This is a genomic window from Candidatus Aenigmatarchaeota archaeon (genome assembly GCA_016932615.1).
Classification (GTDB): Archaea; Aenigmatarchaeota; Aenigmatarchaeia; order QMZS01; family QMZS01; genus JAFGCN01.
In genome coordinates this window covers 11,975-28,304 of sequence record JAFGCN010000027.1, presented here as the reverse complement: position 1 = coordinate 28,304, position 16,330 = coordinate 11,975, and the positions used below count along the sequence as shown (strand labels likewise).

20 protein-coding genes are annotated in these 16,330 nt (G+C 47.7%); 15 read left to right on the top strand and 5 right to left on the bottom strand.

Annotated elements, in window-relative coordinates; all coding sequences use genetic code 11:
* Nucleotides 1-18 precede the first annotated feature (18 nt).
* Nucleotides 19-1,101 carry a hypothetical protein gene (locus JW727_06220; protein ID MBN2095619.1) on the bottom strand — a complete coding sequence of 361 codons (1,083 nt, stop codon included), beginning with the start codon at nucleotides 1,099-1,101 and terminating at the stop codon, nucleotides 19-21.
* A 33-nt stretch (nucleotides 1,102-1,134) separates the two neighbouring features.
* Here JW727_06220 and JW727_06215 point away from each other — a divergent pair, with 33 nt between their 5' ends.
* Nucleotides 1,135-1,692 carry a methyltransferase gene (locus tag JW727_06215; protein MBN2095618.1) on the top strand — a complete coding sequence of 186 codons (558 nt, stop codon included), beginning with the start codon at nucleotides 1,135-1,137 and terminating at the stop codon, nucleotides 1,690-1,692.
* A 64-nt stretch (nucleotides 1,693-1,756) separates the two neighbouring features.
* Complete coding sequence (locus JW727_06210) at nucleotides 1,757-2,062, top strand: MscL family protein (protein MBN2095617.1); 306 nt, start codon at nucleotides 1,757-1,759, stop codon at nucleotides 2,060-2,062.
* 62 nt (nucleotides 2,063-2,124) lie between these two features.
* On the opposite strand, the gene JW727_06205 is transcribed toward JW727_06210, so the two are convergent.
* On the bottom strand, nucleotides 2,125-3,540 hold the full coding sequence (locus JW727_06205) for a chloride channel protein (GenBank protein MBN2095616.1): 1,416 nt from the start codon (nucleotides 3,538-3,540) through the stop codon (nucleotides 2,125-2,127).
* A gap of 113 nt (nucleotides 3,541-3,653) precedes the next feature.
* Between JW727_06205 and JW727_06200 the strand changes: the two genes are divergently transcribed.
* The 10 genes from JW727_06200 (at nucleotide 3,654) to JW727_06155 (ending at nucleotide 9,863) form a co-directional block, all read left to right on the top strand.
* Entirely contained in the window at nucleotides 3,654-4,292 is a 639-nt protein-coding gene (locus JW727_06200; protein ID MBN2095615.1) for a peptidylprolyl isomerase, read from the top strand.
* Nucleotides 4,293-4,311: 19 nt separating this feature from the next.
* Complete coding sequence (locus JW727_06195) at nucleotides 4,312-4,620, top strand: hypothetical protein (protein ID MBN2095614.1); 309 nt, start codon at nucleotides 4,312-4,314, stop codon at nucleotides 4,618-4,620.
* A 22-nt stretch (nucleotides 4,621-4,642) separates the two neighbouring features.
* Complete coding sequence (locus tag JW727_06190) at nucleotides 4,643-5,191, top strand: GNAT family N-acetyltransferase (protein MBN2095613.1); 549 nt, start codon at nucleotides 4,643-4,645, stop codon at nucleotides 5,189-5,191.
* Between the two features lie 23 nt (nucleotides 5,192-5,214).
* Complete coding sequence (locus JW727_06185) at nucleotides 5,215-5,514, top strand: 4Fe-4S binding protein (GenBank protein MBN2095612.1); 300 nt, start codon at nucleotides 5,215-5,217, stop codon at nucleotides 5,512-5,514.
* A gap of 71 nt (nucleotides 5,515-5,585) precedes the next feature.
* Nucleotides 5,586-6,347: an HAD family hydrolase gene (locus tag JW727_06180; GenBank protein MBN2095611.1), complete on the top strand. Its 762-nt coding sequence runs from the start codon at nucleotides 5,586-5,588 to the stop codon at nucleotides 6,345-6,347.
* Between the two features lie 22 nt (nucleotides 6,348-6,369).
* Nucleotides 6,370-6,774 (top strand): hypothetical protein, encoded by a 405-nt coding sequence (locus JW727_06175; GenBank protein MBN2095610.1) that lies wholly within the window; start codon nucleotides 6,370-6,372, stop codon nucleotides 6,772-6,774.
* A 35-nt stretch (nucleotides 6,775-6,809) separates the two neighbouring features.
* On the top strand, nucleotides 6,810-7,139 hold the full coding sequence (locus tag JW727_06170; GenBank protein ID MBN2095609.1) for a hypothetical protein: 330 nt from the start codon (nucleotides 6,810-6,812) through the stop codon (nucleotides 7,137-7,139).
* A gap of 62 nt (nucleotides 7,140-7,201) precedes the next feature.
* Nucleotides 7,202-8,881: a hypothetical protein gene (locus JW727_06165; protein MBN2095608.1), complete on the top strand. Its 1,680-nt coding sequence runs from the start codon at nucleotides 7,202-7,204 to the stop codon at nucleotides 8,879-8,881.
* A gap of 105 nt (nucleotides 8,882-8,986) precedes the next feature.
* Nucleotides 8,987-9,574 carry a pyruvoyl-dependent arginine decarboxylase gene (locus JW727_06160; protein MBN2095607.1) on the top strand — a complete coding sequence of 196 codons (588 nt, stop codon included), beginning with the start codon at nucleotides 8,987-8,989 and terminating at the stop codon, nucleotides 9,572-9,574.
* 19 nt (nucleotides 9,575-9,593) lie between these two features.
* Nucleotides 9,594-9,863 (top strand): hypothetical protein, encoded by a 270-nt coding sequence (locus tag JW727_06155; protein ID MBN2095606.1) that lies wholly within the window; start codon nucleotides 9,594-9,596, stop codon nucleotides 9,861-9,863.
* Here JW727_06155 and JW727_06150 read toward each other — a convergent pair.
* From JW727_06150 to JW727_06140, 3 genes are read right to left on the bottom strand one after another with little or no spacing between them, the layout of a single operon-like run.
* On the bottom strand, nucleotides 9,860-10,006 hold the full coding sequence (locus tag JW727_06150; protein ID MBN2095605.1) for a 30S ribosomal protein S14: 147 nt from the start codon (nucleotides 10,004-10,006) through the stop codon (nucleotides 9,860-9,862). The two genes, JW727_06155 and JW727_06150, sit on opposite strands and share 4 nt — an antisense overlap.
* Nucleotides 10,007-10,025: 19 nt before the next feature.
* Nucleotides 10,026-10,976 carry a pyruvate ferredoxin oxidoreductase gene (locus JW727_06145; GenBank protein ID MBN2095604.1) on the bottom strand — a complete coding sequence of 317 codons (951 nt, stop codon included), beginning with the start codon at nucleotides 10,974-10,976 and terminating at the stop codon, nucleotides 10,026-10,028.
* Nucleotides 10,977-11,025: 49 nt separating this feature from the next.
* Nucleotides 11,026-12,582, bottom strand: a complete 1,557-nt coding sequence (locus tag JW727_06140; protein ID MBN2095603.1) for a glycine--tRNA ligase — start codon at nucleotides 12,580-12,582, stop codon at nucleotides 11,026-11,028.
* A 123-nt stretch (nucleotides 12,583-12,705) separates the two neighbouring features.
* On the opposite strand from JW727_06140, the gene JW727_06135 reads away from it, so the two are divergent.
* The 3 genes from JW727_06135 (at nucleotide 12,706) to JW727_06125 (ending at nucleotide 16,309) form a co-directional block, all read left to right on the top strand.
* Entirely contained in the window at nucleotides 12,706-13,692 is a 987-nt protein-coding gene (locus tag JW727_06135; protein ID MBN2095602.1) for a hypothetical protein, read from the top strand.
* A gap of 194 nt (nucleotides 13,693-13,886) precedes the next feature.
* On the top strand, nucleotides 13,887-14,357 hold the full coding sequence (locus JW727_06130) for a hypothetical protein (protein MBN2095601.1): 471 nt from the start codon (nucleotides 13,887-13,889) through the stop codon (nucleotides 14,355-14,357).
* 530 nt (nucleotides 14,358-14,887) lie between these two features.
* A complete protein-coding gene (locus JW727_06125; protein MBN2095600.1) occupies nucleotides 14,888-16,309 on the top strand; it encodes a hypothetical protein in 1,422 nt (473 codons plus the stop codon).
* The last annotated feature ends 21 nt before the right edge of the window (nucleotides 16,310-16,330 follow it).

Sequence of the window (16,330 nt, the reverse complement as noted above, 5' to 3'; positions counted from 1 at the left end):
TTCCCGCAGGGGCGGGTGTTATTCTGAAGGGGGCTTTTTGCCCGAAAATTTCGGCCATAATTCCCTCAAAACGGCCAGAAGTCGCCAGCCCTTGTTCCTGCCAAATCCCTCCCTTCCGGCAAAGTACAGCGCCCCTCCGCCCATAAGCATCGATATAGCAAGAAGCCACCCGCCAAAAGGAAGCTCCCTGACCGCCAGGATAAACAGGAAGTAACCGATGATATAGGCCAGAAAATTGTGGTTTTTCAAGCCAAGAGCGCGGAAAATGTACCCCCCAACAGCATAAGAAATAACGAGGACGGAAACCATGAGTGAGAAGACAAATGCAAGGGCAAGGAAAAAGGCGACCGGGATGCCGACTATGGAAAGGAGAAACAGGATAACAAGCAGTGGGGAAACAAAGGCAAGGACAAAACCCATGAGAAATGACCTTACCGGCGACTCCCTGACAGTCTCCTCAGTGCTGGTGAAAAGAGAGGGAAATACCGCCAGGACTATAAGCCCGGTTACGAATATGCTCACAAGAAGGAGAATGTTTAGCGCCTGGGCCAAAAGCTCAAGGTCGCTTGTTCCGTTACTCTTTTTAACGATAACTTCTCCTGCGCTTCCGTTGTTTTCGAGGTTTCCGCCCTCGACTCTCAAATTACCTCCAACTTCCCCCTCATTTGAAACCATCCCCGCATAGAAAACTGCGTCACGCCCGATAACTGCGCCTGGAAGGATTTTTGCCGAGCCGCCAGCAAATAGCAGGTTCGTGGAAACGTTTCCCTTGACGTTAACTGTCCCCCCAATAGCAACCAGCCGGCCATATACCTCAGAATTAACGTCAATATCCCCGCCGATTGCCAGCACGTCTCCTTGAACCGGCTCGTTCAGCACAACCTTGCCTCCCCCAAGTATTGCGCCGCTGACGGGAGCATCCACATAGATTGTGCCTGCAGTTACGAATATATCATCCTGAATGGGCTCGCTTACATAGACAGTATCTCCGGAAATAACTTCCAGGGCAAAAGCAGCTTGTGAGAACAGCAGGAAAAGCAGAAGGGCAAGCACTGGCAAGTGACCTGAAAAAACGCCTGCCGACAAAAACCGCTTAGGCATAATCATCTAGAAAAAACAGCCATATATATCAGTATGGAGAAGGAAATCGTATACGAGGGGGGCGAAGACACCTACTTTCTTCTGGAGTGCATCGAAAAGGAAATTGGAAGCCGGAAAATTGAAAGTGCGATTGAAATAGGCACTGGAAGCGGAATCATCTCGATTGCACTTTCCCCAAAAATAGGGAAGATTATCGCAATAGACATCAATCCGGATGCCCTGAAGCGCGCAAAAAAGGAGGCATTGGAAAAAGGAGCAAAAAACATCGAGTTTGCCGAAAGCGACCTGTTCGAAAAAGTAGCCGGAAAATTTGACCTTGTTTTCTTCAACCCGCCATACCTGCCGGGAAAGGGGGAAAAATGCCTCTGCGGCGGAAAGAACGGGCAGGAGGTGACAGAAAGGTTTTTGCAGAATGTCGGAAATCACCTAGAAAATACGGGCGAGGCAATAGTTCTGCTTTCAAGTTTTAACCAAGTGGAAATGCTGAAGAAAAAATACGGGCTGGAAATAATTGCCGAAAAAAAACTTTGGTTTGAGTCGCTTTGGTGTGCAAAACTTTCCTCTAAGCACCCAAAATTAAGACTTTCCTAAACACCCCCTCACTTATTCTGCGGCTCTCTCCCAAACAGCATATATAGCAGGCACTTGGATAATTATGGCACTAGTAAAAGAATTCAAGGATTTCCTGAAGGAATACAAGGTTGTGGGGCTTGCAGTGGCGTTCATAATGGGCGTTGCAGTAACTGCTCTTGTCAAGTCCCTTGTCGACAATGTCATAATGCCCGTGGTGACGTTTTTCATACCCGGAGGCGCATGGAAAACAGCAACCTTTGCGTTAGGCCCTGTCATAATTGGGTGGGGGCCTTTCCTGGCCGAGCTCATAAATTTCGTCATAATAGCCGCAGTTGTATTCCTAATCGCAAAGATGGTCCTAAAGGAAGAGAAAGTGACCAAAAAGTAGCCCAAACCACACCTGCAAAGCAATTTTTTCTTTTTTAAAAAATTCCAAAAAAGGCAAAATTTTCAGTCCTCCCAGACATAGCTTTTCGCCTTTTTCACCTTGTCGGAAATCTTCTGCTTCAGCGTCTTCCTCCGAAATTCATACTTTCCCGGGCGCACCTTTTCGCTCAGCGCTTCGCCCGCACCCACCAGGAGCTGGTAGCCCTTGTCAATGTGGGGCTTGACCCTTCCAATTTCCTCGTCAATGCTTATAGGCACATATGTCCTCTTGACCGACGTCACCTGCGAAGGGAAAATGCTCCTGTTTCCCACGACTATGAAACTGATGAGGCAGCCAATTGCAGCGTAAGGCGCGACGTGGGAGCCGAAAAGCTCGACTGCAAGAATGCTTGCGGCAATCGGCGTTCCGGTAACGCCCGCCAAAACCGCGACAAGCCCTATTGCAGAAAAGGTGGCCATGTCCTCACTAAAAACCTGCGCAAAAAAATTTCCTGAAGTCGCCCCGACAAAAAACACCGGAGTGATTACCCCCCCGCTTCCCCCAAATCCGAGAGTTATCGAAGTAAATATCGTCTTAAGCGCGAAAGCTTCCGGGTCGGCCGGGTTTCCCTGCAAGGAGGACTGCACCGAGCCAAGGCCAAGGCCCAGATACTGGGTGGAAAAAGAGAATGCAAGGACAACCAGGACAAGCCCCGCCACAAAGCCCTTCAAGGGTGCCCAGATGTTGAACTTGCCTGAAAAGGACTTGCAGCTTTTCAAGGCAAACATGAAAAACGCTGAGCACACGCCAAAAAACAGTCCAGCAATTATAAGGTCAAAAAAGAAGCTCTGGCTGAATACAGGCACAATGTCAATTGGCTGGTAAAAATAAGTTATGCCCATTGCAGAAGAAACCTGGTAGCCAATAACCCCCGCAATAAACGCCGGCAGAAGAATTTCATAGAGAAGGCTTCCCATAAAAAGCACTTCGACTCCGAAAATCGCGCCTGCAATCGGCGTTCCAAAGACAGACGCAAATCCCGCGCTTATGCCGCAGATAGTAAGCTTTCGCCTGTCTTCGTCATTCAGGTTCATGAAGCTCCCAAAAAGAGAGCCAAGACCCGCGCCGACATCCGCCGCCGGCGCTTCTTTTCCCGCGGAGCCGCCGGAAGCAATAGTGAGTATCGGCATAATAAAGGCCTTTGGAATCGACATGGCCGGAATTTTCTTCAGGTGGTGCACGTATTTTATGACCCCATCCGTGCTGCATGCGTCCGCCTCGGGAAAGACATATTTTCTTATGAAAGCGACCAGAAACAGCGAAAAGGGGAGGAAGAGAAAATACATCGGGTGGCCTGCCCCAAGCCGGAGCGCCCATTCCAAAACCCTGAGAAAGAATGCCGTGGAAAGGCCTACCAGAATCCCAACTGCTCCTGCCAGAAGGGACCATTTCAGTATGCCTGCAAAGAGAAGGGTTTCCTCGTAAATCTGGCGGGACATAATTTAAGACCCATTTCCTAAAAATAATACACCTGTCGGCAAAATCCAGCCCGAATTGTCAAGATGCCTTCCTGGCGAGCTTCTGGCTAATTAAAACTTTTCAAAGTCTTGTTATGCAGGACGGAGACTTTGTGGAAATCGAATATACCGGGACTTTAAAGGACACCGGAGAGATTTTTGACCTTACAAGCGAATCGCTTGCAAAAGAAAAGGACATTTACAACAAGGACGCCCGCTACGGTCCGCTCAAAATTATAATGGGCGAGGGCTTTGTGATAAAAGGTCTTGAAGATGCCATAAGGCAGATGAAAGTGGGCGAGGAGAAAAAAATAGAGCTTGAGGCAAAAGACGCGTTTGGCGAAAGAAAGGCAGACCTCATAAAAGTCGTGTCCGAGTCGGAGTTGAGGCGGCAGAAGATTATGCCTTACCCGGGAATGATTCTTGATATGGGCGAGGTAAAGGCAAAAATCCAGTCAGTAAACTCCGGAAGGGTAAGGATTGACTTCAACAATCCCCTTGCGGGAAGGGACGTGGAGTATGTCGTAAAAGTCAACAAGAAGCTCGAAGGCGCGCCTGAAAAAGCCGCGGCGATATCGGAATTCTTCTGCAAGGATGCCCCGGTAAAGGTTGAGGAGAAAGTAGCAGTAATCGAGGAGAAAACCCAGCTTCCGGAAGCCCTGAAGCAAAGAGTGGCGGAACTTATGAAAAAATACGTTCCTGTCGAGAAGGTTGAGTTTAAGCGGGTTTTCTAGAAAGGCGTTTTTAAGAATTATGTTTGAGCGGCTTGGACAGTACAGGGATTCTGCAAACCGGTTTATACAGGCCAAATCGGAAATGGCCCAGCTCACTCCAAAGGCGTATGTTTCCAAGGGAGTTGCTGCGGGCGCCATAGTTCTTGGCGGGCTACCTATTGCCAACTGTTATCTCCACCAGCCACCAGTGGAACTTATGAACGTTTACGGCAGAAGCATCTATGATACTTACCTATTTGGAGCCTCAATCCTTGTGATGGAGCTCTTCGGGCTAAACACCCTCAGGAATCTTGCAAAAGGCAAAAATCCCTGCAGCAGGCGCAAATAATAGCAGAGTTTGATATTAGGTTATGCTCTGCGGCAAAGTTGTCAGGGTTATTGAGAGTGATGGGAAAAAATACACTTTCCGCTACCCCTGTTTTGAAGACTACCCTGAAACGAGAAAATATTTCAACCGGCTTATAGCGGAAGGCGCAATGATTGGCTCTGACCGGAAAAGCAGCACAAGTGAAGAGATGGAGCATACTGCAGCCACCCTCAAAAGAATTGAAGGGAAAACAAAAGTCCTCCTGCTGGTGGAGCATGAGGGCAGAATCTTCGGAGAAGCAAAGGTAGACAAAAAGACAGGCGTCAAAAGCCATGTCGGGGAACTGGGAATAAACCTCGACAAAGCTCTTCGCGGAAAAGGCCTGGGGCAGGCGCTGATGGAAGAAATAATCAAAGAGGCAAAAAAGCGCCTCAGAATTGAAATGCTCGAACTTCAGGGGTTTTCCCAAAACAAGGCGGCAATCGGGCTTTACAAAAAGATGGGCTTTAGGGAAGCGGGAACCATAAAACGGGCACTCAAAAGAAACGGAAAATATTATGACCAGATAACAATGGTGAAGTATCTCAAGTAATAAGTTAGGTATAGATATTTATTATGGCAGCTAAGAAAAAGCAGGCCCCCTTCAAGAAGCCCGGATGGAAAGCCCTTCCTGAGGGAGCCGTAATTCCACAGTCCATTTCAAGAACCCGAAATACTGGAAGCTGGAGTTCCGTAAAGCCCGTATGGGACAAGAAAAAATGCGTTAATTGCATGCTTTGCGCACTCTACTGCCCCGAAAGCTGCATTCCGGAGAAGGATGGAAAGCGGCTCGAGACAGACCTGACACACTGCAAAGGCTGCGGAATCTGCGCTCTGGAATGCCCGGTCAAAGCCATAAAGATGGAGCATAAATAAGTAGGGAACCCCAGGAAAGGCTCAATTTTGAAATCATAAAACCGTAAATATATCTTGCAGCCAATATACTTATGGCAAAACCCAAGCTATTTATTTTCGACGTAGACGGCTCATTTAGAGATTCATCTAAAGCCATAAGCGAAGGCATTTCCTCGGGTTTTATTTCTATAGGCCAGAGATACCCTTACAAGACAAAGGAAGTCTGGAACCTGATGGGGGTTGGAAAGTACAACTCCCGCTTAAAGCTAATTGAAGCGCTTTACGCCATCAGCATGCTCAAAAAAGACATAAATGAAATTCTCTCAAACCCCGATGCCGAAAAAGAGCTGGACTACATGACACAAAACAACCTAAATGACGCCGACAGGGCAAGAATAGAGAAAATCTGCGAGATAAGCACAAAGTTTCTTACAACCAGCATGGCGCGACAACTCATAGAGGTCTACCCTTATGGAGTTGGGGCAATTGACCTACTCAAAAGCAAAAATTACAAGGTTGCAATACTTACAAACTCCGGGATTGAAACTGTCAGGCGAGACCTAAATCACCTTGGCCTGGAGGGATTTTCCGGAATAGTTGCAAAAGAGGACCTGCCCGGCAACAAGCCGTCAGGAGAAGGCATAAAAAAGCTCATGGACTCTCTAGGTATGGGTCCTGAGGAAACTCTGCACACTGGAGACTCAGCAGTCGACATACGCGCCGCCAAAGATGCAGGATGCCTTTCGGCAGCCATTCTTTGCGGAACGGGCCTCGACCACCACCTCAGAAAAGAAAACCCAGACCACATATTCCAGAATGTCTGGGACTTAAGCAAGCATTTCTGCAGGGATTAAGTGGGAGCAGGGAATATATATTATGAGATATAACTTTATGAGGAAAGACCCTGAAAAGGTTTTGAAATTCATTGTCATTTCCGGGGTCGTCCTGATTGCAATCGGCTTTTTCGCCTTTATTTCCCTTAAATCAACTGACGATGTGCAAAAGCCGGACAATTCAAGCCAGGACCTTGATCCCTCAGAAGAAGAGCTCTATGCATGCGAGTCAGACAGCGACTGCCTGATGGTTAACGGAGACTGCTGCGGCTGCGAGCTTGGCGGAAGCTCCATTGCAATAAACGCAAAATATGCTGATTACTGGAATAAAAAACTGGTGCCTGAGTGCAAGGAGTTTTCCTGCCCGGATATTACGCCCGAAGACATCCGGTGCGACTTCTTCCCACAGTGCCTTAAAAACAAATGCTCAGTTACTTACGCAATGTAAAAGCGCTTCTTACTTATTAGCCAATACCTAAAGTTATGATACTGGTTGACGCAAATGTTGCTTTGGAGTACAAAAAAATACCCTTGTTTTTCCACAAGAGCCAGATAGCGTTCACCGGCCCAGTGCTTGGAGAAATAAAGCGGCTTGCGGGGGAGGAAAATGAAAAAGTTCTCCTTACCCTTGTCGAAGGCGTAAAAGTCGTAGAAACTGAGGCAAAAAATGCAGACCTGTCGATTGTCGAGGCGGCTTCAAAATACAGGTGCAGCGTAGCAACGCTTGACAAGCAGCTCATAGGTAAGCTCAAAAAGGGAGGCATTACCGTTTTAAAGTCAAGAGGCGAGATAATACAGGCGCTAAACGACTGAAAGAAATGATTTTTGGCGGTTTAAGAAGGTTTTCCAAAAAATAGATAATATCTAGTATAATTATGGCCAATCTGGGTTATACCATAGGCGTAAGCTCCGGGGTTTTCAGCATGGCGTCTCCGCAGGAAAAGATAGGCCAGATTGACCTTGCCCAGAAGGGCTTTTATACTGCATTTAAGGGCGTTACATTTACACAGATTGACCTCGAAACTTCCGCAGAGTTTCTTGCGCCAGGAGTCATGAAAAAGCTAGAGCAGCTAAGGGAGATGAATATCCATTACGGAATACACGGCCTCTCCACTGCAATGGGCGCAAACGGAATCCTCCTGGATTCGGCTGTAAAAGAAGACTGGGAAAGGACGCACGCATGCCTCCTTCGTGATATAGAGAGAAGCGGCAAGGCAAAAGCAATGTACCTTCTTCAGCACGCCTCTGAAACCAAGCCCTATGGCTGGCTTGGTAAAGACTTCCAGTCAACTCAGGTAGTTGATATCTGGGGAAGGCCGCTCTGGATTTTCCTGCAGGAAAACGAGAATGTCTTCAACTGGCTCATACACCAGGAAGAGATAAGGATAGTTGCAGGAAGCACTGTGGAAGACATCATAGAAGATCCCCGGAACCCAGAAAAATACAGCCCAAAGGCCAAGGAAGAAGTAAAAGCTGAAATGGACAAAGAAGGGAAAACTATTACACAGTCAACGCCACCCGAACAGGCTCAGAAACTATTGCAGGAATTCCAGAAGAGGGTTGACGAAAGGATAAAAAAGCTTATTGAGAAATCCGCTCCAGAAATTGTAAAGTTCTATACTGTAGAAAAGCTAAAAAGATCTGAGCTTAGCTATGGCCCTGAAAGACTGGCATATCTCTCGATTGGAAAGTGGATGTCCGACAAGGGCGACCCGCTCTGGAAAGACATTACAAAAGGCAAAAAGATGGAAAACGTGAAAAACGACCCTTACATCTGGGTCCCGGCAGTTTCGCTGAAGTATATCTGGGGGCATTTTTTCCCGGAAGAGGCAAAAGGGAAGTGCGGTGAGCACTGCTTCAAGGACCCTAAACCCTTCCTAAGCCAATACCAAATCCCATTCGTAATCGAGACCGAAACAATGAAGTCAGGAATGGAGGACCTGCCAAGAGCTGCCAACCCCGCGCACTTTGTGATACTTTGCAGGGAGATGGAAAAGGCAGGGTGCAAGTGGTTTAGGACTGCAATCGACTTTGAGCACTGCCTTGGAGCCGAGCTTGACCCTGACAAGTTCATAGAAGAAATGGGCTCTGGAAGCGCAAGGTATGTGAACACGCTTCACGTCGGCTGGCCCACTCCGCTTGGCCCGGCTCACGTCCCAATCTACCTTGGCTCCGAGCAGCAGGAGCAGCTCTACAGGTGGATGTATATGCTCAGGAAAAGGGGCTTTGACGAAAGCGAAACTAGATTCATAATTTTCGAGAGAGCCGGCGGCGTCGGCGGCGACCCTGTTGACCAGAGCACGATGTCCCTCAAGAAAAACGTGGAGTTTCTCCGAAAAGATGTTCCCCCCGAAAAGCTTTCCGAGCCCGAAAATCTACATTTTTACGGGCTGGAGGATTCGGCCATCAAGATGCAGGAAACCCAAATCCAGGAGCACTTCATGGACCCGATAAAGGGGCTCTTGCAGGTCGTGGAAGAGCAGCACGGATTCATCGGAGGGCAGGCCGTAGGAAAGGGCAAGATGAAGGAATGGGAAGCAGGCAAGATGAGGTAAGCGACTTTTCAGGAAATATGCTGTAGTGGAGCTATTTGGCAAGCAGAATCCGATTTTAATTTTAAATCAATTTACGCATAATCATATTTGTATGTTGCGCTAAAGATGACGGGAAAAACTTTTTGTGCTGGTGAAACTAGCAATGAAAAGAAGGCGCAGCTAAACGGACCGCTCATAGGGTGCAGAATTCCAAAGGACTTTTTTACGACCCAGGGAAAGGGCGAAAGCGACATAACGGTCCACGCCGGCTCGTACCACCTCGCCCTCAAGGATGCCGGAATTGAAATGTGCAACATCATGACTTACTCGTCCATCCTTCCAGGAATAGCAAGAGAAATCGAGCGGCCAAACGAGCTTGCCCACGGCTCGGTCATGGAAACCATAATGGCGGTTTCAACTGCCGAGAAAGGAACGCGCGCAACTGCCGCGATAATTTTCGGCTGGCTTTATGACAGGAAAACCGGAGAAAAGTTCGGCGGGCTTGTCTGCGAGTACAACGGCGACCTGCCTGAAGCGGAGGCAGAAAAGCAGCTTCGCTCAAGCATAGAAGAATTGTATTTCAACGGGTTTTCGGAAAAGTACGAGCTAAAAAACATAAAGCTCCTGGCGGAAAGCTTCGTCCCCAAAAAGAAGTTTGGAACAGCAATGGTGGTCATCGGCTTTGTCAATTACGTTTATCCTGTGCTTGAATAAGGTTTGGCTTTCTGTATTTATGGTCTGCACAGAAAAAGAAAGGGAACTTGCTGAAAAATTTCTGGCACTTGTCGAACGAACCGACATCGAGCCGGATGGGGTCTGCGCCAGTATCATAATGGAGCTTAGAAAGTGCAAGAAGCTCAACCAGGAGATGAAACGAATCAGGGAAATGGCTGAAGAGGTTGCTTCCCTATGGATTCCCTACGACGAGGAGAACCGGGAAAAGGCAAAGGGATTATTTATGGAACTGACGGATAAGCTAGTAAAAATCGCAGATAAGACCTAATTATACTTCTTAAACCCAATTCTCTGGGCGACCTGCCTGAAGCAGTGCCTACAGTAGAAAAGCTTGTATTTAGATATCACTCCTGTGGTGCATCCGCATCTCCTGCAGGTAGCTGGAGTTTCATGGGTTTTCTTTTCTGCCATAAATAGTGCTGTATAAGTTTTAATTAATTTCTTCTATGGCTTCAGAGGTGGAAACCCTGGTAAATTCCTCCAATTTCTGCAGGTTTTCCCAGTTTTTGTCGACTTCCTCCTGGATTTTCTCGACCACATGGCGGTTTTGTTCGGTCAGAAGGTGCCTGAAGCGCCCCTGCATCCTCAGGAATTCCTCAACAGGCGCCTTTCTCTTGGGGACGTAATTTATCTTGTAAACTCCCCGGTTGTACTCGTAAAGCGGCCAGTAGCAGGTTTCGGCGGCAAGCTTTGAAAGCTCGACTGTCCTTCCGGAGTCGAATTTCCAGTTTGTGGGGCACGGTTGGAGCACCACAAGAACAGCAGGGGTGTTTTCAAAGGCGGTTTTTACCTTTCTGGTAAGGTCTGCGTAGTTGTGAAGCGCCATCTGCGCTACATAGGGTATATTGTGGGCAATCGCAATCTTTGCAAGGTCTTTTCTTGGAACCTCCTTTCCGTAGCTCACCTTTCCGGCGGGGGTTGTCGTGGAGCTTGCGCCAAGAGGGGTTGCAGAGCTTCTCTGGCTTCCGGTATTTTGGTAGGCCTCGTTGTCGTAAACAATGTAAACACAATCATGTCCTCTCTCAAGGGCGCCTGAAAGGGACTGAAGGCCAATGTCAAAAAAGCCCCCGTCGCCGCCTATTGCAAGGAAGTTAATCTTCTTTTTTATCTTGCCTTTCCTCCTGAAGACCTGATAAGCAGCTTCCGCACCGGAAATTGTTGCCGCTGCGTTTTCAAAAGCGTTATGAATCCAGGGAACTTTCCAGGAAGAGTAAGGGTAAGCGGTTGTTGCAACCTCAAGGCAGCCGGTCGCGTTAGCAACGACAAGATTATCGACCGACGAAAGAATCTGCTTTACAATTATCGGAACTCCGCAGCCCGCGCACATGCTGTGGCCCGGCTCGAGCCCGCATTTTTTTGCCACGATTTCCTTGGCGTTCATAAGTATATGTAGATAAAATAATTATCAAGGCAAATATTAAGTTTCAGATTTATTTCTTCCTCGTCTCGGCGATTTCCCCCGCCTTTTCGAAGTCCCCTCCTGTGTAGAGGAGGCCCCACAAAATACTCTTAAGCTCAGCTATCGGGACCCTGATTTGCTTTGTCGTGTCCCTGTCCCTCAGGGTCACGGTATCATCCTTGAGCGTGTCATAATCCACGGCGATGCAGATGGGAATTCCAACCTCATCAGACCTTGCGTACCTTTTCCCTATGCTTCCCTTGTCGTCGTACATGCTTGAAAAGCAATCCTTCAGGGACTCGTAAATTTCCCTTCCTTTCTCGGCAAGCCCGTCTTTTTTGACAATCGGGAAAACGCCAATCTTTGTTGGAGCTAAAGTCGGGTGAAGCTTAAGGTAAACCCGTTCTCCATCCTCTCTGTAAGCGTCTATCAGGACTGACAAAAACGCCCGGTCAAGACCCTGTGACGGCTCGATGACATGAGGTATGACTTTTTCGTGCGTTTCCTCCTCAAAGTAAGTGAGGTCTTTTCCGCTGAATTTTATGTGCTGCTTCAAGTCGAAGTCAGTCCTGTTGGACATGCCATGTATTTCCTTCCAGCCGAAAGGGAACTTGTATTCTATGTCCCAGCAGTCCACTGCATAGTGCGCCCGCTCGTCAGACAAGTGCTGGCGAAGACGGAGCTTCTCAGGCGAAATGCCAAGTTCCAAGAACCAGTTAAGAGTCTCATAAAGCCAGTAGGCGTGCCAGCCCGTGCTTATCACCTTGTTTTCAACAGCAGAGCCAATTGTCATTTTCACCGGCTCGCCCTCCTTTTCCTGGGCTTCTGCGCTGTAAATCATCACTTCAAACTTCAGGACATCGCCCTTGAGATATGGGCACTCGTCAAGCTTTTTTGGGTGGACAAAAAACTCGATTTCCATCTGCTCGAATTCCCGCAAGCGAAACAAAAAGTCCCGTGGCGAAATCTCGTTTCGGTAAGCCCTTCCCATCTGGGCGATTCCAAATGGAAGCTTTACCCTTGCCGTCTCGACAACGGACTTGAAGTTGGTAAAAATCATCTGCGCGGTTTCAGGGCGAAGGTATGCTATGTGCGCATCGTCCTCGATTGGCCCGACAAAAGTCTTGAACATCAGGTTGAACTTTCTTGCAGGGCTCAGTTCCCCCTTGCACTTGGGGCAGACAAGATTGCACTCCCTTATCTTTTCGTTGAACTGCTCCAAAGTCCAGCCGTCGGCTGAAACTCCAAGAACATCCTCAATCAGGTGGTCTGCACGTATCCTGTAGCCGCACTTCCTGCAGTCCACAAGCGGGTCAGCAAAGCCGTCGACGTGGCCTGATGCGGTCCAGACCTGGGGGTGGTTTACCGTGCAGGCGTCAACCCCCACAACATCTTCCCTGCCTCTTACAAACCTCTTCCACCAGGATTCCTTCAGGTTAAGCTTCATCTCGGAGCCAAGCGGGCCATAGTCATAAAACCCGGCAAAACCGCCGTAAATCTCGCAGGAAGGAAAAACAAACGCTCTCCTTTTGCATAAATTCGCAATTTTCTGGAGTGTTTCGACCTTCTCTTTCTCTACCTGCGCCATAATAAAAATGGGGATTTTAATATAGCAAGCTACTTTTTAGCCCGCTGGTTTCAAGCCAGAATGCGCATAGGCGCCAGAGTCTTGCAAATATGAGTATTAATCATTTTTGTGTAGTTATCGTATATGTCCAGCAAAACATATGGGGGATTAACAGAAGGCATTTCCAGCCGCCTTAAGGAAAGAGAAGTGCTTCAGAACTATTCTAAATGGAGGGGAGAGCTCAGAAAGTACATGTTGGAAGAGGAAATTAGACCCGTTTGGGGGAGAGGCCTTGAGGAAGCTGAAGTTGCCACATTTTATGATAACGCTAAGGACTTATTGTACTCTACAGATTTGCCTCCTGAAAGAATCCCCATCGTCGCCCGGAAGATTGGTGGAAACTGGAAACATATTCAAGAGGATGGAATTTATCTGTCCTGCCTTATAAACAACTGCAAAGATAGCGAAACTATCACTCTGGAGATACCGCCAAGCGGTACCTTTGAAAACCAGCTAGCCCAGTATCTATCAAAGAATATTTTCCTTCATGACTGGTGCTATTTTGGCATGAATACTTCTGAAGGAACAATTAAAGTTATTAATCCGGGAGGGAATATCCTCCACGATTTAGGATATAGGATGAGTGGGGGGAAAATAATTCTGGAAGGAAATGCGTCCGTGAATGTTGGCCAATTGATGACTGGAGGAGAAATCACCGTGAATGGGAACACGGGGCATAAATTGGGCAATCAAATGAAAGGCGGAAGAATAACTGTCAACGGCAAAGCAGACGACGTGAGCAGAATGAAGGGTGGACATGTGCTTGTTGAAGGAGATGCTCATTCTCTGGGGCGCGACATGAGCGGTGGAGAAATACTCGTAAAGGGAAATTTACTTGTATCGGAAAATGCTGGCCCTCAAATTGGGGCGGGAATGACGGGTGGAAAAATAACCATCGAAGGCAAGATAATAGACCTGACGGACAAAAAGAGATATCTGGGGTTAAAAGGCAAATGCAATGTAGGGCTTATAAGCAAAGATTTTAAGGGCGGGGAAATATACTTGGGAGACACGCTGATTGCAAAAGACGGAGAAGTCTATTGGCAAGACCTCTATCGGCACTTTAGTTAGGGTTAATGCCAAGAGGCCTGATTTTTGGTTGAAAATTGCACCTTGAAAGAAACGATGCTATAGGAAGCATTCTCTCATCAATTCCAAAACACTCTCGTAAAATGAAGGAGCAAGACCCTATTTGCCCATAAGGCCTTTTCAGCACCAACTAATTTCTGGCAAAACACTGCATTGTATTTATAGGAAGCTATATTATGATATCTGCGAAGGAGCGGGATACCTTATTTATAAAACTCTCCGGAAATGAAAGCTTAAATGACCTCCAGAACGCCATCGAAGTGCACGAGATTACCTCAGGCACCCTGAGGGGCTTTGGCAATCTCAAGGTGATGGAGGGGGAAAACAAAATCGTGGACGGCGGAGACGGCATCATCGAGGGGGTCATCTCAGAAATGGATGGAAAGCCGCTTTTGGACATTTACTGCTACGCAAACAACTTCGCGGGAAAGGTGAAAAACTTCGTGGTAAACGACTTCACGGTAACTGTCACGTGCTTTTACGAAGTCGCCCTCATTTCCAGGGCAAACGAGAAAGGGGAAGTGCAGATGACTATTGCGCCGGAGAAAATCCGGTTCTCGGGAATATCCGAAAAGAAGGAAGAGGGGCCTGCAGAGCAAACCAAAACGCCTGAAGCAAGCCCCCGGCAGGATGCTCCCCCAAATTAAGGGAATCTCTCTTGGAGAGGCAAAAAATCAGCCAGTTTTAAAATCTGAAACTACCTCCAAGTATTTACAGTTTTCATTTGGATTATTATGGTGCTAAGCAGCAGACAGATTGCAACTATGCCAAATCCTCCAAAGAGCACCATATCCACTACAGGGGCACCGAAAGAAATAGATTTTTACTGGCATCAACCCAAGGAAAGCACCAGAAGGCTTTATTCGGACCGTGTCAACAATGCAACCACCCTAACAGAACTTTACGGCATTGAACAAGCAAGGGCTACCTATAGCTCAGGAGCTTCTCCCTTAGGCCAATTCGTCCGTGAGCTGAGGGGTTTTGATGAATTTCTGGAAGATGGTCCCATTAATACAACAAAATTCCTTCTTTACACCGCCCGTGATGGCAAGAAGCTCATTAGTTCAAAACGAGAAAACCCCGACCGGGATATAGAACATACCCTCGATAAATTTGGGCTTATTGTAAATGAGGACATGGTGATGATGAGCCCCGATCTCTTGTGCTGGATGCCGAAATGGCTGAATTCCTTAGGATGCCTGCCCTTCCTATGTCCGAGAAAACAGTCGATAAGGCCCAAAGAATTGCAAGACATTACCCTTTGGACATACAAGAAAAACTCAATGGGCCGAAAACCTTCTTTGAAGGCCTTATGCAAGGCGCTGCTTACGAGATGGGCCTGGACCACACATTGCTGCGTGGGCCTGACTATGAGCAGGAGTCGCTGGAAGATTTTATGTGGAGGAATGGGCGTACGCCTTATAAAGCACTTCGCGAAGACCCCATGACCCTACTGGGAAGAAGCATATACGAAGAGCATATGCAAGAATTGAATGGAGGGGGGAAAGAAACCAAACCTGTAAAAAAGAGAAAAACACCCCCCCAGAAGCCAAGAATTAAGCGAACCCCCCAAACCCAGGTTGACTTGAAAAAAGCTCAAGAGACACCTGTAAGTTCAAATGCAGAAATCGCCCAAATCAAATTCAAAGAATATGGCGACCCGGGAAAATCTCTTGGTCCCGCAAAAGACCCCAAGGCAAGAGGTTCTGTACAATTCATGAATAGCTTGTATGCATACCCGACATTCGACCCGGAAAGCCCGCTGCTAAAAAGACATCTTGGCGGTTTTTCTGCGACTAGCACAGGAAGCGCCGCAAGAGAACTTCGGCTTAGGGAACTTCAGAAAAGTGGCAAAAGCATAATTGATATTAAGCCATACGAAGACCCGGGAAAATCTATGGGGGTTGCAAACGACCAAATAGCAAGAAGGTCAGTAGTTCAGCAGTCAGGAAGCCTGTATGGCCCGCTAGATGTTGACCCTGCCGCTTCACTTCTAGATCGCTTCCACACCGGAACTGCACAGGGAACCGGAAGCTCATCGAGAAATGCCGAGTTTCGGAAAAAGTACAGAGAGCGGCTCGATCAACAAGAAACCCCACTAAGCCCAGCACCAACTCTCACGCCAGAGCACCCGGAAAGTGACCTCTATCAGGATATTCCAAGACGTGCGAGTCAGCCACCAGAGAAGCTTATGCCTTTAAACCTCAGTACTTCCCCCACCAATGAACCCATAAAAAGAAGACGGTCTCGAAAGACTAAACCTGCATTGGGAGAAAGCCCTAAGGTTTCAGAGCCCCTCATCTCACCGCCCTCACCGGGAAACCCAGAAATCATATCCAGGATATATCCTCTGGCAAGACTAGCTCTGGAATACCGTTTGGAAGCCACGGGTAGTCATTTAGCAAGTTATGACCTAAGAAAATTAAAAACAGAAGCCCTGTCCACCGGTGACGAAGAGTTTTCTAGACTATGCAGGACTTACCTGGACCGGCACGGCTACAACGGCCAGGGGCCAGAAATACTCAAGGTGCTAGACAGTTGCACAGGCCCGGAATGGAGAGGGGTAAGAAAAATGTTCTATGAGTCAGCAAAATCCTGAAAACCCATATATCCGTCTCAG